The organism is Candidatus Dormiibacterota bacterium, from assembly GCA_035532035.1.
Taxonomy (GTDB): domain Bacteria; phylum Vulcanimicrobiota; class Vulcanimicrobiia; order Vulcanimicrobiales; family Vulcanimicrobiaceae; genus Tyrphobacter.
On the sequence record DATKRS010000029.1, the window covers coordinates 105245 to 126636 of the forward strand.

Annotated in this window: 19 protein-coding genes; 10 read left to right on the forward strand and 9 right to left on the reverse strand. The window is 67.0% G+C overall.

Annotation, left to right across the window (positions count from 1 at the left end):
• Positions 1-6: 6 nt before the first annotated feature.
• The 4 genes from purH to fabF are packed head-to-tail and all read right to left on the reverse strand — an operon-like array spanning position 7 to position 7009.
• On the reverse strand, positions 7-1470 hold the full coding sequence (gene purH, locus VMV82_09020) for a bifunctional phosphoribosylaminoimidazolecarboxamide formyltransferase/IMP cyclohydrolase (GenBank protein ID HUY41691.1): 1464 nt from the start codon (positions 1468-1470) through the stop codon (positions 7-9).
• Entirely contained in the window at positions 1463-5023 is a 3561-nt protein-coding gene (gene smc, locus VMV82_09025; GenBank protein HUY41692.1) for a chromosome segregation protein SMC, read from the reverse strand. Before smc ends, purH begins: the two co-directional genes overlap by 8 nt.
• Positions 5020-5718 (reverse strand): ribonuclease III, encoded by a 699-nt coding sequence (gene rnc / locus VMV82_09030; GenBank protein HUY41693.1) that lies wholly within the window; start codon positions 5716-5718, stop codon positions 5020-5022. The genes smc and rnc overlap by 4 nt, the downstream gene beginning before the upstream one ends.
• The gene (gene fabF, locus VMV82_09035; protein ID HUY41694.1) at positions 5708-7009 is read right to left on the reverse strand and encodes a beta-ketoacyl-ACP synthase II; all 1302 of its coding nucleotides are present in this window, start codon (positions 7007-7009) and stop codon (positions 5708-5710) included. Before fabF ends, rnc begins: the two co-directional genes overlap by 11 nt.
• Before the next feature lie 51 nt (positions 7010-7060).
• Between fabF and VMV82_09040 the strand changes: the two genes are divergently transcribed.
• The 9 genes from VMV82_09040 (at position 7061) to mrdA (ending at position 14485) form a co-directional block, all read left to right on the forward strand.
• Positions 7061-8002 carry an LD-carboxypeptidase gene (locus VMV82_09040; GenBank protein ID HUY41695.1) on the forward strand — a complete coding sequence of 314 codons (942 nt, stop codon included), beginning with the start codon at positions 7061-7063 and terminating at the stop codon, positions 8000-8002.
• A 43-nt stretch (positions 8003-8045) separates the two neighbouring features.
• Complete coding sequence (gene rpmA / locus VMV82_09045; GenBank protein ID HUY41696.1) at positions 8046-8321, forward strand: 50S ribosomal protein L27; 276 nt, start codon at positions 8046-8048, stop codon at positions 8319-8321.
• A 105-nt stretch (positions 8322-8426) separates the two neighbouring features.
• Positions 8427-9689, forward strand: a complete 1263-nt coding sequence (obgE, locus tag VMV82_09050; protein ID HUY41697.1) for a GTPase ObgE — start codon at positions 8427-8429, stop codon at positions 9687-9689.
• Positions 9686-10303: a nicotinate (nicotinamide) nucleotide adenylyltransferase gene (gene nadD, locus VMV82_09055; protein HUY41698.1), complete on the forward strand. Its 618-nt coding sequence runs from the start codon at positions 9686-9688 to the stop codon at positions 10301-10303. Before obgE ends, nadD begins: the two co-directional genes overlap by 4 nt.
• On the forward strand, positions 10281-10691 hold the full coding sequence (locus VMV82_09060; protein ID HUY41699.1) for a DUF3465 domain-containing protein: 411 nt from the start codon (positions 10281-10283) through the stop codon (positions 10689-10691). The genes nadD and VMV82_09060 overlap by 23 nt, the downstream gene beginning before the upstream one ends.
• Positions 10672-11283, forward strand: a complete 612-nt coding sequence (locus tag VMV82_09065) for a Maf family protein (protein HUY41700.1) — start codon at positions 10672-10674, stop codon at positions 11281-11283. Before VMV82_09060 ends, VMV82_09065 begins: the two co-directional genes overlap by 20 nt.
• 28 nt (positions 11284-11311) lie before the next feature.
• Positions 11312-12112, forward strand: a complete 801-nt coding sequence (gene mreC, locus VMV82_09070; protein ID HUY41701.1) for a rod shape-determining protein MreC — start codon at positions 11312-11314, stop codon at positions 12110-12112.
• On the forward strand, positions 12099-12632 hold the full coding sequence (gene mreD, locus VMV82_09075; protein ID HUY41702.1) for a rod shape-determining protein MreD: 534 nt from the start codon (positions 12099-12101) through the stop codon (positions 12630-12632). Before mreC ends, mreD begins: the two co-directional genes overlap by 14 nt.
• Positions 12629-14485, forward strand: coding sequence for a penicillin-binding protein 2 (mrdA, locus tag VMV82_09080; protein ID HUY41703.1), 1857 nt, complete (start codon positions 12629-12631; stop codon positions 14483-14485). Before mreD ends, mrdA begins: the two co-directional genes overlap by 4 nt.
• On the opposite strand, the gene VMV82_09085 is transcribed toward mrdA, so the two are convergent.
• From VMV82_09085 to VMV82_09100, 4 genes are read right to left on the reverse strand one after another with little or no spacing between them, the layout of a single operon-like run.
• Entirely contained in the window at positions 14463-14831 is a 369-nt protein-coding gene (locus tag VMV82_09085) for a hypothetical protein (GenBank protein HUY41704.1), read from the reverse strand. The genes mrdA and VMV82_09085 overlap by 23 nt on opposite strands.
• Positions 14803-15456, reverse strand: a complete 654-nt coding sequence (locus VMV82_09090; protein ID HUY41705.1) for a hypothetical protein — start codon at positions 15454-15456, stop codon at positions 14803-14805. Before VMV82_09090 ends, VMV82_09085 begins: the two co-directional genes overlap by 29 nt.
• The gene (locus tag VMV82_09095) at positions 15453-15893 is read right to left on the reverse strand and encodes a hypothetical protein (protein HUY41706.1); all 441 of its coding nucleotides are present in this window, start codon (positions 15891-15893) and stop codon (positions 15453-15455) included. The genes VMV82_09090 and VMV82_09095 overlap by 4 nt, the downstream gene beginning before the upstream one ends.
• A gap of 10 nt (positions 15894-15903) precedes the next feature.
• Complete coding sequence (locus tag VMV82_09100) at positions 15904-18999, reverse strand: DUF11 domain-containing protein (GenBank protein ID HUY41707.1); 3096 nt, start codon at positions 18997-18999, stop codon at positions 15904-15906.
• A gap of 184 nt (positions 19000-19183) precedes the next feature.
• Here VMV82_09100 and VMV82_09105 point away from each other — a divergent pair, with 184 nt between their 5' ends.
• The gene (locus tag VMV82_09105; protein ID HUY41708.1) at positions 19184-20380 is read left to right on the forward strand and encodes a pyridoxal phosphate-dependent aminotransferase; all 1197 of its coding nucleotides are present in this window, start codon (positions 19184-19186) and stop codon (positions 20378-20380) included.
• Between the two features lie 9 nt (positions 20381-20389).
• Here the strand turns inward: VMV82_09105 and trpS are convergent, their stop codons facing one another.
• Positions 20390-21388, reverse strand: coding sequence for a tryptophan--tRNA ligase (gene trpS / locus VMV82_09110; GenBank protein HUY41709.1), 999 nt, complete (start codon positions 21386-21388; stop codon positions 20390-20392).
• Positions 21389-21392 lie beyond the last annotated feature (4 nt).

Here is a 21392-nt window from a genome sequence, read left to right on the forward strand (position 1 = left end):
CTCTCCTTAGTGTAAAAAGTGGCGGTGCGACGAGAAGACGAGGGCGATGCCGCCGCGATCGGCGGCCGCGACGATCTCCTCGTCACGAATCGAGCCGCCGGGTGCGACGACGGTGCTGCACCCTGCGGCAATCGCTGCTTCCAGGCCGTCGGTGAACGGGAAGAATCCGTCGCTCGCACAGGCGGCGCCACGCGCCGTATCCCCGGCACGCATGACGGCAATCTCGACCGCGCTCACGCGATTGGTTTGGCCGGCGCAAATTCCGCGCGTCACGCCGCCTTTTGCAACGACGATTCCGTTCGATTTGACGTGGCGTACGACGTCCCAGGCAAAGAGGAGGTCGCGCCACTCGCTATCGCTCGGCACTCGTTTGGAGGCGACCCGAAGCCGTTCGGGTTCGGCGTTCGGATCGGGCGCTTCCACAAGCAGGCCGCCAAGCGCGCTGCGCATACTCCGTGCCCGAACCAGACGCTGGGGAAGATCGTCAGCAAAGCGCATGACGCGCAGGTTGCGCTTCGCGCGCAACCGCGCGAGCCCGTCTTCATGGAAGCCGGTAGCGGCGACGATTTCGAGAAAGACCGTCGCAAGTGCGTCCGCGGCGACGGGCGTGAGCGTCGCGTCGATTGCGACGATACCGCCATAGGCGGAGATACGGTCGGCGTCGAGCGCTTCGCGCACGGCGTCCTCGACGTTCGCGTGCTGCGCGACGCCGCACGGAATCGTGTGCTTCACGACAGCGGCGCGCACGACGGCGTCGCCGCTGCGGCGCGTGCCTTCAACGCGCGTGAGAAGGCGAAGCGCCGCATCGAGATCCAGGAGATTATTGTACGACAGCGCCTTGCCGTGCAGCTGCTCCGGCATCGCATGTTCCGCCGTTGCGTAGAACGCGCCGATCTGCTGCGGATTCTCCCCGTAGCGCAGCGCGAAGCGTTTGCCGCCCAGATCGGCGGCACGGCTCGCGTCGTACGCGGCCGTCCGCTCGAGCGCCGCGACCGCCAGCCGGCGCCGGTACTCGAGCGGCGGAGCTCCCGAGCGCATCGTCTCGACGAACGCAGCGTACTGCTCGGGATCCGAGAGCACGCTAACGGACGCATAGTTCTTTGCCGCCGCGCGCAGCAGCGCGACGCCTCCGACGTCGATCTCGGGAGGCGGGTACAGGGTAACCACGACGGTATCGATCGCGGGAATCGAGCGGCGATGCGCTTCGTCACGGTCGGCCGCAGACGCCCGGTCGTACAGAATCGCGCCGAAGAGATGAGGGTGCAGCGTCTTGACGCGCCCGCCGAAGAGCGGCGGGAAACCGGTCAACTCCTGGACGTCGGTCGATGGAATGCCGTTTCGCTCGAGAAAGGCGCGCGTGCCGCCGGTCGCGTAGAGGTGCGCGCCGCCGTCCAGAAGTGCGCGAGCGAGGCTCGCAGCCCCGGTTGTGTCTGAAAGCGAGAGGAGCGCGCAGCCGTGCGGCTCACGCAATCGCCGGCTCTGCCTGTCTTGCGCTCAGCTCCGCCGAGATGACGGAGGTGACGCCGGATTCGCCCATCGTGACGCCGTACATGCGGTTCGCCAGCTCCATCGTTCGCTTGTTGTGCGTGACGATGATCGTGTCCGCATCGCCGTGCGAGAGCTCGCGCACCATCTCCGAGAAGCGCGCGACGTTGGCGTCGTCGAGCGCGGCGTCGACCTCGTCGAAGAGGTAGAACGGCGACGGCTTCACCCGAATGAGCGCAAAGATCAACGCAGCCGCCGTCATCGCCTGCTCTCCACCCGAGAGCGCCGGCAGCGGCATCTGCTTCTTCCCCGGCGGCTGCACGGCGATCTCGATTCCGGTCTCGGAGAGGTTCTCCGGATTCGTCTGCCACATACGCGCCGTTCCTCCCTCGAAGAGCCGCGCGTACACGCTCGCAAACTCACGGGCCACCCGCTCGAAGGTTTGGTTGAACTGCACCTGCGTCTGCTGTTCGATCTCACGGATCGACTCGAGCAGCGTTTCGCGCGCTCTCGAGAGATCGTCGAGCTGCGTGCGCAGGAAGCGCTCGCGCTCCGCAACGTCTTCGCGCTCCGCCTCTGCGTTCAGGTTGACGTTTGCGGATAGCCGCGCGAGCTCGTCACGCAGACGCGGCAGATCGTCGACGACGCTGTCCGGCTCGCCGCGATACCGTTCCTCGACGTCGCTACACTCGTCGTCGGCTGCAGGATTCTGCGCGAACTGCGAAACGATGATTCCGAGCTCCGCTTCGATTTGCGTCAGGCGCGTGCGCCTGCTCTCTCCCGCACCTAGCGCATCGCGTTCCGCGATCTCGGCCAGATGCAGATCCGACTCGAGCGCGGTTTGACGCTCGACGAGTCGCTCGCGCTCGACGCGCGCTCGCTCCAGCTGCGCGTCCACCTCCGCGACGCCGCGTCGCAAGCCTTCTACGCGCGCGTGCGCCGCGCGCGTTTGCTCCATCAGCGACGCGATCTCCGCCAGCATCCGCTCGCGCGCGAGCCGCGCGCGCTCGTCGTCCTGATCGAGCATGGCGAGGCGGGACGCCGATGCACCGGACTGCGCCGAAAGCCCCGCTGCCCGCTCCCGGACCGCGCTTGCCTCCGCACTCTCGCGCGTCTGCGCCGCCTCTGCCCGTGCGATCTCTTCTCGCACGCGAGCCAGCTCGTTCTCCAGGCGACGCCGCTCCTCATCGATGCGCTCGGCCCCCGGCTCGCCGGATTCGTAGCCGCGCGCGCGCTCCTCCGCGACGCGTCCGCGCTCGACGAGCTCGGCAACCGCGGCGCTTGCCGAGAGCACGTCCGCCTGCATGCGTGCCAGCTCGCCGCCGCGCGCTGCAACCTCGGCACGGACCTCGGCTAGCCGCAACTCGTCCTTGGCGACGGCCTCGCGCGCGCCGTCCCGCTTAGCGCCCGCGCCGTGCGCTTGCGCGCGCGCTCCCCGCACCTGCGTCTCGTACTGCGCGAGCCGCTGCTCCATGCCTGTGAGCTGCTCGCGCAGCTGCACTGCTTGGGCCCGACGCGAGAATATGGAGCGCTCGCGTTTGAAGCGGCCGCCTGCGATCGTTCCCCTCGTCACCATCTCGCCGGCGAGCGTGACGATCGCACCGGCCGCTATGCGCCCGTCGACGCGCAACGCGGTGTGAAGGGTATCCACGACGAGCACGTCGCCGACGAGCTCTTCGACGACGCAGGCGTACTGGGCCGCCGTACGGATCAGGCTCGGTGCGTATCCGATGACACCCTGCTCGTGCGGCGCCGGTTGCGGGCGTGACGCCGCGCTCTTCGCGAGCCGATCGAGCGGCATGAACGTCGCGCGGCCGGATTCGGTGCGATTCAGATGCTCGATCGCGCGTTCGGCATCGACGGTCGTGCGCGTCACGATGTCGGAGAGGCGCGCGCCGAACGCAACGTCCATCGCCCGTGCGTACCGCTCTTCGATCGTGACGAGATTGGAGACGACGCCTTCGATGCCGTCGAGCTCCTTGCGTTGCCAGGCCTCGACGACCGCGCGCGTCCCGGGTACGTGTCCCTCGAGCGCATTCTCCAGCTCTTCGATCGTATGCAGCCGCGATTGCGCCGCCGTGATTTCGTCAGCGTGCTCGCGGTGCACGCTCTCGGCACGAACGAGATCGTCGTGCGCGTCGGCAGCCTGACGTTCCGCCGCCTCGACCTCTTCGCGCGCCTGGAGTGCTCGCGCTTCGAGCGCTTCGAGCTGATGCTTGCGTTGCGCGAGCTGTTGCGTCGCCGTCCCGAGGGTCATCTCGAGCGACGCAAGGCGGTCGCGCTCGGCGCGCAGCTCGCCTTCGTACCGCTCAACTTCGGCGCGGAGGTTTTCGCTCTGTACGCGACGCTCGGCACGGCGTGCAGCGCGATCCGCTGCATCGGCTTCGATCGCGCGCAGCTGCGTGAAGACCGCGTCGAGGCGCTCGCGCTGCAGGGCGACGGCGGCCTGCGCGGCCGCTTCGCGCTCGCGCCCTTGCGCCGTGAGCGCCGCGAGGGGTGCGATCTGTTCGTCGAGCTCCCGGCACGAGCGCTCGAGCGCCTCTCGCTCCTGCGCGACGCGCGCGGCATCGTGCGAGGTCTGGGTGGATTGCGCCTCGAGCGCTTCCCGGCGCGCGAGCGCCGCCGCGTATTCGGCCTCGACTTGCGCGAGCTCCGCGCGGCGCGTCTGCGCCTGCGCACGAAACTCTTCGAGCTCTAACTCCTGCCTGTACACCCGCGTGCGTGTCTCGGCAAGATCGGCGCCCACCGCCGCCACGTGAGCGGCCGTCACCGTTCGCTGCTCGTCGTTCTCCTTCAACTCGTTGCGTACGCGCTCCCGCTCCTCCCGCCGCGACGCGCTGGCGCGCAGATACGAAAGAATCTCCAAGTCGCGCACGCGCGCGCTCACGCGGCGGTATCGCTTGGCGCGGCGCACCTGCGTCTCGAGCTCGGGAATGCGTCGCTCGCTTTCGGCGATGAGATCGCTGATGCGAATTGCATTGGTTTCGGTCTGCTCGAGACGACGCAACGATTCGTGCTTGCGGGCGAGAAACTTACTGATGCCGGCCGTCTCCTCGAAGAGCACGCGCCGTTCGGTCGGTTTGCTCTTGAGCACGGAGTCGATCTCACCTTGCGAGACTATTGCGTACGATCCCGGGCCGAGGCCCGTACCCATGAGCAGATCGTGGACGTCGCGTAACCGCACCTGGCTGCGATTGATGAAGTACTCGCTCTCCCCGGCGCGATAGGCGCGGCGCGTAATCTCGACTTCACCGTATTCGAGCGCGAGCGAGCGGTCACTGTTGTCGAACGCAATCGAGACTTCGGCCAGGCCGAGCGGTTTGCGTTTGTCGTTTCCCGCGAAGATGACGTCTTCCAGTTTCCCCGAGCGCAGCGACCGCGTCGACGTTTCGCCGAGCACCCAGCGAAACGCGTCGACGAGATTGGACTTGCCGGAGCCGTTGGGTCCTACAACCGCCGTGATGCCACCGGTGAACTCGATCGTCGTCGGCTCGGCGAAGGTCTTGAATCCAAAGGCTTTGATGCGTTTGAGCTTCATTCGCTCTGCTCGAGGGCGAGCAGGGCGTCCTGCGCCGCCGCCTGCTGCGCGATCTTTTTCGACGAGCCCGTGCCGCTGCCGAGCCGCCTCCCGTTCACTTCGACGCGTGAGAAGAAAGCGGGCAGCTGGGGCGTGCCACGGTTTTCATCGTAGTACGCGGGCGTCGCGCTCATCTGCGCCTGAGCCAGATGCTGCAAGCGCGTCTTGGCGTCCAACGGAGCGCCGCTCTCGTGATCGAGACGCTCGACGTGCTCGAGCAGTACGAAGCGCCGCGCTCGCTCCATTCCATACCGAAGGTAGAGCGCACCGACGAACGCCTCGAATGCATCGGCGAGAATCGACGTGTTCTCCGCACCGCCGGCTTTGCGCATGCCTGCGCCGAGAAATACGAGCTGCGAGAAGCCGAGCCGGCCCGCGGTGCGCGCGATCTGCGCGTCGTTGACGATCCACGCTTTGCGCAACGTCAGCTCGCCTTCCGGTTCGTCCGGAAAGGTCTCGAAGAGCCACGAGGCCGCGATGGCGCCCAGAACGGAGTCGCCGAGAAACTCCAAGCGTTCGTTCGAGGCGCACGCGAACTCGCGCGCGTAGCTCTCGTGCGCGAACGCATGGTCGATCGCGTCGAAGTCGGGGGCAAATCGCACGCCGGCGCGAGCGAGCAGCTCCCGTATGCGCTTGCGCCGATTCTCACCCGCCACGCATCTTGCCAAAGACGATGACGCAGTTATGTCCGCCAAACCCGAATGAGTTCGAAAGGGCCGTCCGGATCGTCGCGCGCCGCGCGACGTTCGGAACGTAGTCGAGCGTGCACTCCGGGTCCGGGAATTCGTAGTTGATCGTCGGCGGCATGACGTCGTTGGCCACGGCAAGCACGGTCGCGACGCCTTCGATGCCGCCGGCTGCGCCGAGCGCGTGCCCCGTCATCGATTTCGTCGAGCTGACGCCGATGCGATACGCGTGCTCGCCGAAGGCGCGCTCGATCGCCTTCGATTCGGCCGGATCCCCAATGGGCGTCGACGTGCCGTGCGCGTTGATGTAGTCCACGTCCGTCGGCTCGAGACGGGCACTCGCGCACGCGCGTTCCAGAGCGAGAACCACGCCGTCGCCGTTCGGATCGACCGCCACGATATCATACGCGTCGGCGGACTGCCCGTAGCCGAGGACCTCTGCATAGACCCGCGCGCCGCGTGCCAGCGCGTGCTCGGCCTCCTCGATCAGCAGAATGCCGGAGCCCTCGGCGAGCACGAACCCGTCGCGCTCGCGATCGAAGGGGCGGCAGGCGCGTGCGGGATCGTCGTTGCGCGTCGACATCGCCCGCATCGAGCAGAAGCCGCCCATGGCCAGAGGCGTGATCGTCGCTTCGGCGCCGCCGGTGAGCATCGCGATGCAATCGCCGTTCGCGACTAAATTGTAGGCGGTCGCGATGGCGTCGTTCGCGCTCGCACAGGCGCTGGCGGTCGCGAAGATCGGACCGCGCAGGTTATTCGCCATCGAGATATGCGCGGGCGCGGCATTGCTCATCAGCATCGGAATGAAGAAGGGCGATGTCCTCGCCCACGTCCCCAGCTCGTGCGCCCGGTCGGACATCGTACGGAATGTCTGGATGCCGCCGATGCCCGTTCCGAGGACGACCCCGACGCGCTTGCGCAGCTCGGCATCCTCGGGAAGCTTCGCGTCCCCGATGGCTTCGCGCGCCGCGACGAACGCGTACTGCGCGAACGCGTCCATACGGCGCGCTTCCTTCTTCCCGATCAGCTGCTCGCCGTTGAAGTCCTTTACCTCGGCGGCGAAGCGCGTCGAGAAATCGGACGCGTCGAAACTCGTGATGGGTCCGACGCCGGACTCGCCGGCGCAGAGGCGGCGCCAGAACTCGTCGCGATTATTCCCCAGCGGAGTAACGGCACCGAGACCCGTGACAACGACGCGTCGCCGGACCGCGTTCCCGGCCTGGCCCGGCTGACGATGTATCGACTCCAAAACTAGATTCAACTTACGGAGCCCCCCAAGGGGCACCTCCCGCTGCGGTGAACGACGCACGCGATGTCTGCGCTGCCTGCGTTTCCCGCGAGGATGCGCAAGCCGCTCGCGTTGCGCCGAGGCGAGCGCGTCGGCTTGATCGCGCCGGCCGCACCCGTGACCGATGATGAGATCGTGCAAAGCGCCGCGCGTGTGCGCTCGCTCGGCGTCGAGCCGGTGGTGGGGCGTCACGCCGCCGCTCGCCGCGGCTACCTCGCCGGCAGCGACGAGGAACGTGCCGACGATTTCAATTGTATGGCGCGCGACCCGAGCATCCGCGCGATCGTCGCCTTGCGCGGCGGCTATGGGACCATGCGTATTCTCGAGCACGTCGATTACGGCGCCATCGCGGCCGACCCCAAGATCGTGCTCGGGTTCTCGGATGTCACCGCGCTGCTCGACGCCGTCGCGCAACGTAGCGCAGTGATCACGTTTCACGGGCCGGTCGCGCGCGAAGAGTACTTCGACGAGGTCGCGCGGTCGTACGTCGAGCGCGCATGCATGTCGCTCGAACCGATCGGTACCCTCGCCGCGCTCGCCGCGACGACCGTACGCGGCGGAAGTGCGCGGGGCCGCATCGCCGGGGGGAACCTGAGCATCGTCGCAAGCCTCCTCGGGTCGCCCTGGGCGCCGGCACTTCGCGAGGCGCTGCTCCTGCTCGAGGACGTTGACGAGGAGCCGTACCGCATCGATCGCATGCTGACCCAGCTGCGGCTCGCTGGAGCCATCGAGGCGGCGCGCGGGGTGATCGTCGGCGGCTTGACGCGCTGCGAGCCGAAGGCTGACTCGCAGGGCACGGCCGAGGACGTGGTCGCCGAGCGGCTCTCCGGTTGGGATCGCCCCGTGCTCTGCGGCATCCCCTCAGGCCACGTGCCACATCAGTGGGTGCTGCCGATCGGCTTGGAGGCAACCCTCGACGCCGACGCCCGTACGCTCACCTTTTCGGAGCCGGCGGTGCGCGCGTGAGCGCTTGCCAAGGCTCCGAAGCCCTTGCTATACTCACGCGGCTATGTTCCGCTTCGATCTCCAGCTCTTCGCCTCGAAAAAGGGCGCCGGCTCGACCCGCAACGGCCGGGACTCGAACGCGCAGCGCCTGGGCGTCAAGAAGTTCGGCGGCGAGCGCGTGATCCCGGGAAACATCATCGTGCGCCAGCGTGGAACGCGGTTCCATCCAGGCGAGAACGTCGGGATCGGGAAGGACCACACGCTCTTTGCGCTCGTCGGCGGCACGGTCGAGTTCGTCAATCGCCGCAACCGCAAGCACGTGGTCGTCCGAGCAGCCTAACCATACTTCTGAGAAGTCTCACCCGTAGCTCCGGCCAAGCCGCCAAGCCGGTTACGCGTACGAGCCGTACGCGCGCTCCGAGGCGACTGCATCTGCGGTTTTCTCGTGCAATTCATCGATGAAGCGACGATCTCCGTCGCGGCGGGTAACGGCGGCGACGGCATCGTGGCCTGGCGCAGGGAGAAGTTCATCCCCAAAGGCGGCCCGGCCGGCGGGGACGGCGGTCACGGCGGGAGCGTCTACCTCGAAGCGACCCCGGAGATATCGACGCTGGTCGAGTTTCGGTTCCGGCGCAGCTTTGAAGCCGATTCCGGCAAGCACGGCGGAACATCGAACAAATCGGGGCGCAGCGGCACGGACCTGACAATTCGCGTCCCGGTCGGAACGCTCGTGTATCGCTCTCAGGAAGGCAAGCCCGAAGCCCTCGTCGCGGACCTCGCCGCACCGGCGGAGCGCGTCCTCGCCGCGCGCGGAGGCCGCGGTGGACTCGGCAACCAGCATTTTGCTACCAGCGTTCGCCAAGCACCGCGGTTCGCCGAAAAGGGCGAGCCCGGCGAACGGTTCGCACTGCGTCTGGAGTTGAAGCTTCTGGCCGATTGCGGCGTCATCGGCGTTCCGAACGCGGGTAAATCGACGCTGCTCTCCGCGGTCTCCGCGGCGCGACCGAAGATTGCCGATTATCCCTTCACGACGACCGAACCTCAGCTCGGCGTCGTGCGCGTATCCGACGAAGCGTCGTTCGTCATGGTCGACGTCCCCGGCTTGATCGAAGGCGCGCACGAAGGCGCGGGCCTCGGCGACCGCTTCCTGCGACACGTCGAACGGACGCGCGTGCTGCTCCATCTTCTCGACGGCGCGAAGCCGCTCGACGACATTCTGCGCGACAAGGAGACCATCGAGAACGAGCTGCGCGCCTGGAGCAGCGCGCTGATCGAAAAACCTACGCTGCTGTGCATCTCAAAGCTGGACTTGCCCGACGCGCGCGCGCGCCTCGAAGAGATGCGCGAGCGACACCCGGACACCGCCGGTATCAGCGCCGTGACCGGCGAAGGCGTGACCGAGCTCGTCTACGCAATCGCTCGAGCGCTCGCGCAGGCGCCCGCTCCGCCGCGCGTCGAGCCGATGGTGCGCATCGACCTCGTGCCGAAGGACGATTTCACCATAGAACGCGAGCGGGACGGAGCCTTCGTGGTCAGCGGCGAGCGCGTCGAGCGCATTGCGGCGATGACGAACTTCGACTCCGATGAATCGCTCGCGCGCTTCGAGCGCGCTCTCGAGCGCATTGGTGTCGATCGCCGCCTGCGTGCAATGGGCGCGGCACAAGGGGACACGGTACGCATAGGCGCGTATGAGTTCACTTACTCGTGAGAACTGGCATCTTCGGCGGCACCTTTGACCCGGTTCACAACGCGCATCTCTTTCTTGCCGAGTCGGCCCGGTTGATGGAAGGGCTCGAGCGCGTGCTCTTCGTTCCAACGAATGGGCATCACTATCGGGCGCAGCCGGAGGCGCCGATCGAGGATCGATGTGCGATGGTTCGCGCTGCAATCGCCGGGAATCCCCTCTTCGTCTTCGAGGACGCCGATCTGCGCGACGATGCGAGCGGATACACCGCCGATCTGATTCCGGCGTTGCGCGAGAAGTATCCCCGGGATGCGTTCACGTTCATCATCGGGGCGGACTCGCTCGTCAACGCGCAATGGGTGCGCTTCGACGAAGTGCTCGAGTCGGTGGAACGGTTCGTCATCGCGCCACGAGCGGGCGTCCGTCCGGAGGCCGTGCAGCGGGTCATCGGGGAGATTCCGTCGAGTCTGCGCGAGCGCGTACGCACGCTGAACCTGCCGGAGCTCCCGGAATCCGGAACGTTGTTGCGCTCGCTCCTTTCGCAGCATCACAGCGTGCGCTACCTGGTTCCGGACGCCGTCTGGGAGTACGTCGCCGCGCGCGGCCTGTACGGGTATGGAGCCGCGCAGCCGGCATAGCGCCGCGGCGCTCGCACTCCTGGTCCTTTGCGCCTGCACGCCCGGACCCGACGACGGCGTCGTCTGCCGCACGTACGCACAAGGCCAGAGCCGGGTTGAGGTCATCGCCGACGGCAACGTGGTCCGCCTGCTCGGAACGCACGTCGGTCCGAGCGGTCCGCACGAAGGATTTCTCCTCCGGTTGCGCAGCGGGTGCGCCCTGACGGTTCGCGTCGAGAGCAGCATCGATTTCACGGGACCGATTCCGCTGCGTACGGGCGACGCCGTGGTCGTGAAGGGCGAGTACGAGTACGACGCGCTCGGCGGCATCATCCACTTCACGCATCGCGAGTTGTACGGTCGTCATGCCGGGGGGTACGTCGAGCTGCATGGCACCTATTATTGGTAGGAAACAACTGACCGGCATCGTGCTGGCCAGCGGCTCGCCGCGCCGCGCCGAGCTGCTTCGCAGCATCGGCCTGAGCGTCATCGTCGTTCCCAGTGGTTACGACGAGCCCGGCGATCCCAACGCATCGCCGGAAACCCTTGCCAAGCGCCATGCCCGAGCGAAGCTCTTCGCCGTTGCCGCGCGGTACCCGAGCGAGGCCGTGGTTGCAGCCGACACCGTCGTCCATATCGGCTCCCGCCTGCTCGGGAAGCCCCGCGATCCCGTGGAAGCCACGGCCATGCTCAAAATGCTCTCGGGAAGGGTCCACCGCGTTCACACCGCCTATGCGCTGCGACTGCCGGACGCCGACACCGCCATCGAGCGGCTGTCGACGACGACGGTCCGGTTCTGTCACCTCGACCCGGACGCGATTGAGGAGTACGTCGCCACCGGTGAGCCTACGGACAAGGCCGGTGCTTACGGCATCCAGGGACGCGCGGCGGCGCTCGTCGAGAGCATCGACGGCGATTACTTTACCGTCGTGGGTTTCCCGCTCGGCGATTTCGTCCGCACGCTGCGCTCCTCGGGATTTGTGCTCTCGACCGCGAAATGAGGCCGCCGGACCATTTGGCGATCTTCTCGTGTATCAAGACGAACGCAAGCTTTTCACGCTAATCGGCATCATCATCGCCGCAGCCACGCTATTGCTGCTACAGGTGAACGCTGCGCGCACCGGAAAGCTGGGGCCGCTCGTCTGGGCAGGTTCGACGGTCGTAGCCTTCGTCGAGGAGCTCACCTCGGCGGTCGTCGGCGGCGTGCGCGACGCGGGCGGAACCGTGCTCTCCGTTCCACAGCTCGGCCGGGAGAACGCCACGCTGCGAGACGAAAACGGCAGGCTCGAGGCCGAGAACGCTCGGCTCGTCGAAGCGCTAGCGGCGTCTGCGTCGCAGGCTGCGATCGCGCCGGTCGCCGCCGAATATCCCAACGGCGTCGAGGCGCGCATCATCGGATTCCCTCCCGAGAACGAGTCGCGCACCGTGACGATCGACCGCGGCTCGCGCGCGGGAATCAAGCCTGACGAAGGCGTCGTTGCAGCGTCGGGCGTCGTCGGGCGCATCGCGGAGGTTGGGCCGTTTTCGAGCACGGTGCTGCTCATCACGGATTACACGAGCCGCATACCCGCAATCGTCGAGCGCGGTCGATGGTGGGGCATCGCGCAAGGGAACCTCACGAGCGTGCGGATGCAGTACGTCTCGCAGGACGCACGGCTACGCATCGGCGACGTGGTCGTGACGGGAAATGGCCGCTCGTTCAGCTCGGGCATTCCGATCGGCACGGTCGTCGAGATCGATCGCAGCGACGCCGCACTCTACCAAACAGCAGTCCTCCGTCCCGCCGTCGCGCTCGGCGCACTCGATCGCGTTGTCGTTGTCGCGAAGTAGAACGCCCGAGCGGTACGCCGGGCCTTCGGCGCGCGTCGCGTTGCTCTGGCTTCTCGCAGCGGTCGTTGCGCAGTCGACGGTGCTGCATTACGCTGTCGTGCGCAACGTCGAGCCGAGTCTCATTCTCGTCGTGGTCGTGTGGTACGCGATGCGATCGGACATATCGCGCGCGACGCTTTTTGGTTTGGTTGCCGGCATCGGAGAGGACCTCATCGCATTCGACAGCGGCGGTGCGTGGACGTTCGCCACGGCGATCACCGCGCTGCTCGCCTCGCTGCCGACGCGGCGATTCTTCGAGGATTCGATGCCCTTCTTCATGATCGTCGTCGGTTGCGCGACGCTCGTGCGCGACCTCGTATTCTGGAGCATCAAGAAGGCCGAGGGCTACCCCGCCGGCCTCGGCACGCTTCACCTCCACCAGGCCATCTTCCAAGGGGCGCTCAACGCTGTGCTGGCCGCCGTGGTGATGTTCGTGGCACGCCGCTTCGACCGTCGTCGCGCGATGGCGTGGCGCCGATGATGCCGCATCGCCCTGCGCGGCGCCGCATCTCGTGGGAGCGTCCTCCGCTGCGCATCGTCGTCTTTGCGACATCGATGCTACTTGCGCTGCTCGTTCTTGTTGCGCGGCTCGCGACGATTCAACTCGTCAACGGAGCGACGTATCGTGCCGCCGCGCTCGAGAATCAAATCCGTCTGATACGCGTGGCGGCGCCGCGCGGCCTCATCTACGATCGCCACGGCATCGTTCTCGCTCGTAACCGGCCGTCGTTCGTCGTCGGGCTGATCCCGTCCGAGATCGCGGACCTGCCGCGCGAAATAGCGTTGCTCTCGCAGACGGTCGGCGTCCCGGAGGGAACGCTGATGCGCAGGCTGTTCCACCATCACGGCATCGACTACACGTCATTCGCGCAAATCGCGGCGAACGAGCCCTACGGTCCGATCATCCTCGCAGTCGACCTGCCGGTTCCGACCGTCGCGCAGCTTTCGGAGATCCTCACGGATCTTCCGGGAATCGATCTCGAGGCGCAGCCGATCCGCGACTACCCGTATGGGGCTTTTGGCTCGCACATCATCGGCTACGTGGGAGAGATCAGCGCCGGCGAATACGCGCGTCTGCGCCGGCTCGGCTATACCCAAAACGACGTCGTCGGAAAAGACGGCTTGGAGGCGCAGTACGACGGCTATCTTCGCGGTCAGCCCGGCGGCGAGCGCATCGAGGTCGACGCCTCTGGACAGGTGGTGCGCGGCGCCGAGTTCCCGCAAAAACCGGCGATCCCGGGCGACGCTCTCGTAACGTCGATCGACTGGCGGCTGCAGCGCATCGTCGAGGAAGCCCTGGTGCAAGGGCTGCAGAGCTGGGGCCGCGGACGTCCGCTGACCGGCGCGGCGGTCGCCGAGGATCCGTATACTGGGGAGATCCTCGCGCTCGCGAGCGCGCCGAACTTCGATCCCAACGACTTCTCCGAGCAGCGCTCGGCCTCGGTCGAGCAGTATCTCACCTCACCGCTCGAGCCGCTCTTCGATCGCGCGATCGCCGCCGCAACGCCAACCGGATCCACGTTCAAGATGGTGACGGGTTCGGCAGCGCTCACCGAAGGCGTCATCGGCGCGAACCAAGTCGTCTACGACAGCGGCGCTTGGAACTGTGGCGGATATCTCGCGCGCGACATCGCCGCCGGAGGCCTCGGCGACACGACGTTCGTGCCGGCTCTCGCGGCGTCGAGCGACGGCTACTTCTACCGCCTCTCGTGGTACTTGGGAAACGCGCGACTGCGCAAATGGGCACTGCTCTTTGGTCTGGATCATGTCACCGGCGTCGATCTGCCAGGTGAAGGCCGTGGAAACTGGCCTACCAACGCGTGGATGGAGCGCAACTACGGCGTTCCTCTCGAGCCGAGCGATGTCTGCAGCCTCGGCATCGGGCAAGGAGCGATGCAGGCAACGCCGCTTCAGATGACCAACGTCGCGTCCGCCGTCATCAACGGCGGGACGCTCTATCAGCCGCACGTCGTCACGGAGATTCGCTCGCCGAGCGGCGCCGTCGTTCGGCGCATTCCGGTCCGCATCATCCGCGAGATCCCGGCCTCGCAAGCCGCGCTCGCCGCCGTTCGTGCCGGCATGGCGCGCGTCACAGATCCAGGCGGCACCGCCTATGGCCTCGCGATCGCGGGGTTACCGTACTCGGGCAAGACCGGCACCGTGGAAACCGCGGGCGGGCGCGGCCCGAACACGACGTGGTTCATCTGTTGGGCTCCGACCGACCACCCGAGATTCGCTCTGGCGGTGTACGTCGACCGGAGCGGAGGCTACGGCGCAAACGTCGCCGCGCCTATTGCACGTGCGATCTTGGTCAAGTACTTCGGGAAGAAGTAGCCTCGTCTGCTCGAGCGCGCAGGAGCGCGCGCCACGCCGCCTCGCGCACGGCCGCGTCGTACTCGTCGTCGAGCGCTTCTTCCAGCAGCGCCACGCTCCAACCGTTCGCGAGCAGGCCGAGTCGCTCGACGATCGCGATCCGCGCTTGCGGCGTCGGCGTATCGTCGCCGGCGATCTCCTTCGTCCAGCGCACCGCGGGCGGCGCCAAGGCAACCGCGACCGCCTCGCGCGTACTCCCGCGGCGGCGGAGCTGGGTCGCGAGGTAGACGCTCGCCGAGAGCAGTACGACCGCCAAGATTCCGAAGAGCGGCATCGCGCTACGCCGTCGCAGCGAGCGCTGCAGCACCGCGTAATCCGTCGATCACGTTTCCAAGCCGCTCGCGCAGGAGGGGCTCCTCGCCGCGCGCGAGCGCCTTCCAAAAGATCTGCGGCGACTGCTCGGAAAGCGACGCAAAGCGTTCCAACAGCGACCCTCGATACGCCTGTAGCGATGCGCTCTGCGACGCGCGATACACGATCGCGGTACCGAGAAGCTCCGAACAGAGAATCCACGGGATGACCGAGCCCAGCGGCGCCGTTTCCAGTTCGGGAAGAAGGGCTCCCACGCGATCTCGCGCGATCTCGCCGGCGATGCGAACGCCGCTCTGCGGCGCCAGCCGCGTCTCGTCCGCGTCGCCGGTACGCGCGATCGCATCGGCGAGCTCCACGAGTGCGCCGCGGTCCTCGACGCTTTCCAGGTCGTCTGCGCCGATCGTCGCCGGCAATCGCACGAAGAGCCGCTCGCAGCGCTTACGGCGCGACCGCGCACACGTCGCGAGCAGCGAGCATATCCTCGACGAGCCGCCGGCGCTCTCCGGCAGCAAGAACGACAGCGCGATGAGATGCACGATCGGCGATGCGGTGAGGCCGCGATCGAGAACGCGAATGCAGCGTGCGAGGCGCGTCGGAGAGAGCTCGAGGACGGACGTCAACGCCCGGCCGGTACGGCCTCTTCGCGCGAAGGGACGATGAGGAGCGAGAGCGTCGAGACGATGCGTTCCGCGCGATCGCCGGGGTGCTGCGCCAAAAAGCGCTCGACTGCCGCCGCGCGGCCGGAGCCGGCCAGCGCGTGGGCGGCGGCGAGCGCGACGGCTTCGTTCGGATCTTGCAGCGCGACCTCGAGCAGGTGCGAAGAGCGCTCGTCGTCGAGCGCGGCAACCGCAAAGATGAGATCGCAGCGCGCCGATTCGGAGAGCCCGGCGAACTCGTGCCCGGCTTCGTTCGTCCACTCCGAGGTCGCGAGCAGTGGCGCTAGATCGACTTGATCGAGCAACGTCGGCTCGTTCGTCGACGGCCGCGGCGCGACCACCGCGTAGATACCGAGTGCGATTCCCAAGACGAAGAGTATGGCGATCGCGATGGTGATCATGGTTGAAACCTCATGTAACCGCGGCGCGCAGCGATACGAGCCACGCGCCGAGGGCGTCGTTCAAGACGCCGTCGTGGCGGTGTTGGAGCGCTTCGATGAACTCGGCGGAATCCGCCTCGGAGAACGCGTCGAGCCGATCGACGAGTAACGCACGGTACTGCTGCGCCTGCGGGACGGAGGCGGGCATCAGCCGCGCGAGCGCCGCCCAGGGAAGCGCGGTCGCGGGCGGAGCACCGTGGAGGCGCTCACCGATTTCGCGTAGAGCGGCCGGATCGTACGAGCCGCGAAGGATCGCGACGGCACCCGATGGGTCGGCTGGCGCACCTCGCGCTACACACGCGTCGTGGAGCAATCGTTCGATCGTCGTGCGCGACGACGGCGTCTCGATGTCGCGCGGTGCGATCGCGTAGTTCGGAAGACGCAGCTTGATGAAGAGACGGTCGAGCTCTTCCCGCAGTGCGTCTGCGACCGGCGCGATAGCTGCGTGCCCGTCGCCGAGTGCGTCCGGCAGGAACGCGCGCACGGCGAAGAGATGCGTGACGAGACCCGAAAAGCGCGCCTCCTCCAGAAATCGCAGCGTACGCGCGAGCCAATCGCTGCCGAATCCGAGCGCGGTCCCGACCTGAGACCCCGACAAGATAGCATCGTTGGCATGACCGTTACTGTACGTGCCCTCCGAAGTTTGGAAGTTGCCATACGGCGCGGCGTCCCCGGGTATGCCAGCGCCGGCGTCGGCGTACCGGTCCTCGCGTACGCCCTCTGCCGCCGGACCGACGAGGCCTTCGAGCCCGAACTGCAGTCCCGGGATGGCGTTGGCAAATACCGGCGCGGCGCGTACCTTCAGCTCGTCGGAGGCGATTTCGTCGAAGCGATCGGCGTCGTACGTGATATGCGCCACGCGCACGATCGACTCGCCGGCGGGAAGCTGGTTGTGGACGACGTCGCGCCAGCGGATCGTCGCCTCTACGCCGGGGTCGAACTCGTTGAGCACGATGCCGCGATCGCTCGCGAACGGACCGACCGCGCCGACGTCGCGAATCGGCACGTCGTTGACGGTCGTCGAGTTCGGAACGTAGATGAGCGAGGCCGGCTGTGCGACGCGGATCTGCACCTGGCGCGCAGGCCCGTCTCCGCCGTTACGCAGGTGGAGCGCCCACTCGATCGTCTCGCCGAGGTCCGCGGCATCGCTAGGGTTGCTGCGAAACGCTCCCACTGAAAAATCAGGCGTTGCCGTCGTAACGATGGTCAGCCGCTCGAGCGGAACCGGGAGCATCGAGTCGGCGGTGAGGACCGTGTCGATCGTGAGCGGATGTTCTTTGGGTACGCTACGCAATAGCCGCAAACCGAGCTTCGCCTGGGCGGTCGCGCCGGGAGCGATCTCTCCAAAGAGAATCGACAACCGCTCGCGCGTCGCGCCGTCGACGCTCTCGAAGCGCGCTTCCGGCGAGACGAGCAGCCGGAGGCGAACGTTGCGCGCGGCGTCGCTGCCGACGTTTTGAATGGTTACGAGAACTTCCGCGAGCTGATTCGGCCTGAGCACGGCGCCGCTCGCGAGCTCGAGCCGGGACGTTCCCGGCGAGAAGACCGGGTGGGAGTCTACTCTCCAACTCACCTCGCCGAGCTGCGTCTCGCCGAGCTCGCGCGTCGTCAAGCTCGCTCCCACGACGATCTCGCTGCGGTCTGCGTATGGCGTTCGCACCCGTGCTTGAAGGATGATGCGCCGGGCGACGTAGGGATCGATCGAGCCCAAATCGGCTGTGGCACCTTCCATGGCAACTCGCACGCCGCGCTCGCTCAAGGTAACGTCCTCGAGCGCCGGATCGAGACGAAGCTGGAGCGTTGCATCGAGCGCCGGCGCACTTCCGTCGTTGGCGATCGCGATCGCCGCCGCAATCTCTTGGCCCGGCCGAACGACCTCTTCTCCCGAGCGAACGATAGCGTTGCGTCGCCGCACGAGCGCCGGCTCGGAGCGAATGAGCACCGCGCGCTCGAAGCGCCGCTGGCCCTCGCCCTGTGCCGGCTGCCAGGTCAGCGCCGCCCCAACCGGCAGCGACGTGCCGTCAGGCAACGGCGCAACCGCGATCGCTTCGCACCGAAGCTCGACGCGTTCGCCGCCCTCGACGCGGCCCAAGTCGAAAATGAGTTGCTCGCCGCGACGCTCGCGCGTCGGGCGCCCGTCGACGCGCGCCGCGCCGCGCACGTAGAGGAGCGCCTCCGGCAACGAAAACGCGAGCGTGGCGTTCTCGGCGGCCGCGGTGCCGGAGTTGAGGGCGACGAAGGTAAGCACGATGCGCTCGCCCGGATGCACCTGCGTCGCAGGCTCGACCGCGAACGCCGTACGATCGTCGCCAAAATCCGGGGCTGCGTGCACGACGAGGACCGCTGGGTCGAGCGCGAAAGCCGGCGTCTCTTGCGACGCGATTTGCGCGCACGCCGAGATGCGCGTACCGTCCGGCAGCGGTGAGTCGATGCGTACGCGATAGACGAGCATAGCGCTCGCGTTGGCGGAGAGGGCCGCTGCGACGATGGGAGCGTATACGCGATCGTATCCACAACCGAGATCGCGCTCGATCTCGCGACCGTTGACGCGCGCGGACCCGGGCACGTACGACGTGTGCTCCGGTACCGGCACAACCACGACGACGTCGTGTGCGCTCGACTCCCCGGCATTGTGAACCCGTGCGGTGATCTCTGCTTCGACTCCCGGGGCCGGATCGCGTCGCGTCTCGATAGTGATCCCGGTCAACGCATTCATCAGTTGGGGACGGCTGCGGGCGATGAGGCGCACCACATTCGAGCCGACCGGCTGTACTTCGAAGGAAGCAACCGCGGCTTGGAGCTCGATGGTCGTTCCGTTCTCGATGGCTCCGACGACGCTGTAGGCGACTTCGAGCCGGCGCTCTTCACCAGGAGCGACGTCGCCGATGTGCGCGCCGTTGCGTGCGAGCAGCGGTGAGTTCCCCAACTCGTCGTCGAGATCGGCGCCGTCGAGGCGTCCGCTGCCGACGAGGTAGACGAGCCCATCGGGAAGGTTGAATCGCACGCGCACGCCGGTTGCCGGCGCGCCGCCGTTGTTGCGGAACGTAAATCCCGCGCGCACGGTCATCCCAGGTTCCAACTCGCGCTCGGGAGAAACCACGAGCGTCCGGAGTCCTTCAGGCAACGTCGGTGCACCCGGCGTGAAAACTTCCGACAGGGTACGCATGGTAGGGCAAGATTGGTTCGCCTGCCCCCGAGCGGCCCCCTTGACGATTCGCTACTGCTTTAGTCACCGCGAAAGGGACCATTAGATGCTTGCCGTCACCGAAAATCGGGTCGCATCAGCCGTCGCCCGGCTCGGCGCGGAGAACGCCTTCCAGGTCCTCGCGCGAGCTCGAGCGCTTGAAGCCCAGGGACGCCGGGTCGTCCACATGGAGATCGGCGAGCCGGACTTCGATACCCCCGGGCACATCAAACAGGCAGCGGTCGAGGCGCTCGACGCCGGATACACCCACTACCTCCCATCGGCAGGCCTGGGCGAACTTCGTTCGGTCGTCGCCGAGTACGCGGGCAGCTTCCGGCGCATCGAGCCCGGCTACTCCGCAGAGAACGTGGTCATCACTCCCGGCGCGAAGCCCGCGATCTGGAACACGCTCTGCGCGCTCCTGGACCCCGGCGACGAGTTCGTCTACTTCGACCCGGCATATCCGGCCTACGCGTCAGCGGCGAGTTATCTGCAGGCGAAGACCGTTGCCATTCCGCTACGCGAGGAGCGCGATTGGCGCATGGATCTCGACGAGCTCGAGCGCCGCGTCTCGGCCCGTACGAAGCTGCTCGTCATCAACTCCCCGCACAACCCGACCGGAGGCGTTCTCCAGCGCGAGGATTTGGAACGCATCGCCGCGCTGGCGCAACGCCACGATTTCCTGGTGCTCGCCGACGAGATCTACAGCCGTAACTTCTACTTCGATCGCGAGTACCTGTCGATCGCTGCGTTGCCCGGAATGCGCGATCGCACGATCGTCGTCGACGGATTTTCGAAAGCGTACGCCATGACCGGCTGGCGCCTCGGATACGCATTGATGCCCGAGGCGCTCGCGAACGTCGTGACGCTCTTCAATAACAACACGTTCAGCTGCGTCGCAGGGTTCGTGCAGCGCGCCGGCATCGCCGCGCTGCGGGGACCCGACGAACCGGTGCGCGCGATGAACGCGACGTTCCGGGAGCGGCGCGACCGCATCGTCGCGGGTCTGAACCTCATCACGGGCCTCTCGTGCACGGTGCCGGAAGGCGCGTTCTACGCCTTTCCCAACATCTCGCGCATCACGCAGGACGATCGCGCGCTTGCGAGTTTCCTCCTCGAGGAGGCGGGCGTGGCATGTACGAGCGGGTCGGCGTTCGGCAAAGCCGGAAGCGGCTATCTGCGCTTCTCGTATGCAGCGTCGCTCGACGACATCGACTGGGCGCTCTCCGCGATTGCGAAGGCATTGCCCGCGTTCAAAGGATAGCCGAGACGCCTAAAGGAGTTTCATCGCGCGCTTCACGTCGCGGAGCACGTCGGCCGCGACGTCGCGCGCACGCGCCGTTCCATCTTCGATGATGCGCGCGACGGCGGCCCGGTCCGCGCGATAGGCCCGCAGGCGTTCGCGCACCGGGCGGAGATAGGCGTTGAGCGCTTCTGCGAAATCGCCCTTGTCCTGCACGCAGCCGAGCTCGCCCGAGCGGCACGTCGCCGCAATGCCGTCGAGGCGAAGCGGATTGGCAAATCGCCAGAGTGCGAAGACCGGGCAGATCTCCGGCCTGCCCGGATCGCCGCGGCGGATCTTCTGCGGGTCCGTAATCATCCCGCGCACCTTCTTCTCGGTCGTCTCCTCGTCGTCGGCGATGAAGATCGCGTTACCATAGGACTTGCTCATCTTTCGCCCGTCCGTACCGGGGACTTCGGGAAACGCCGAGAGCGTCGGATGCGGCTCGGTCAGCACCTCGCGCCCCTCGCCGTACAGGTAGTTGAAGCGCCGCACGACCTCGCGCCCAAACTCCAGGTGTGCGACTTGGTCCCTTCCCACAGGTACGCGCTCGCCTCGCACGACGGCGACGTCGCAGAGTTGCAGCAGCGGGTAGCCGAGGAATCCGTGCGTCGCGATCTCCGAGCCGAGCGCCTCGATCTGTCCTTTATACGTTGGAACGCGTTCGAGCCACGAGACGGGGACGATCATCGAGAGCAGCGTGTAGAGCTCGCTGATCTCGGGCACCGCCGACTGGAGGTAGATCGTCGACTTCGCCGGATCGACGCCGGCAGCGAGCCAGACCGCAACCATCTCCTCGCGCACGTCGCGCACCGATTGCGCGTCCTGAAAGCTCGTGGTGTACGCGTGCAGATCCGCGACCTCGAAAAAGGCATCCGCCGTATCGCAGAAGTTCGCCCACTGCGTCAAAACGCCGACGAGATGGCCGACGTGCAGCTCTCCCGTCGGCCGCATCCCCGACATCACGCGAGGTTTCGAGGCCACGCTCATCGTC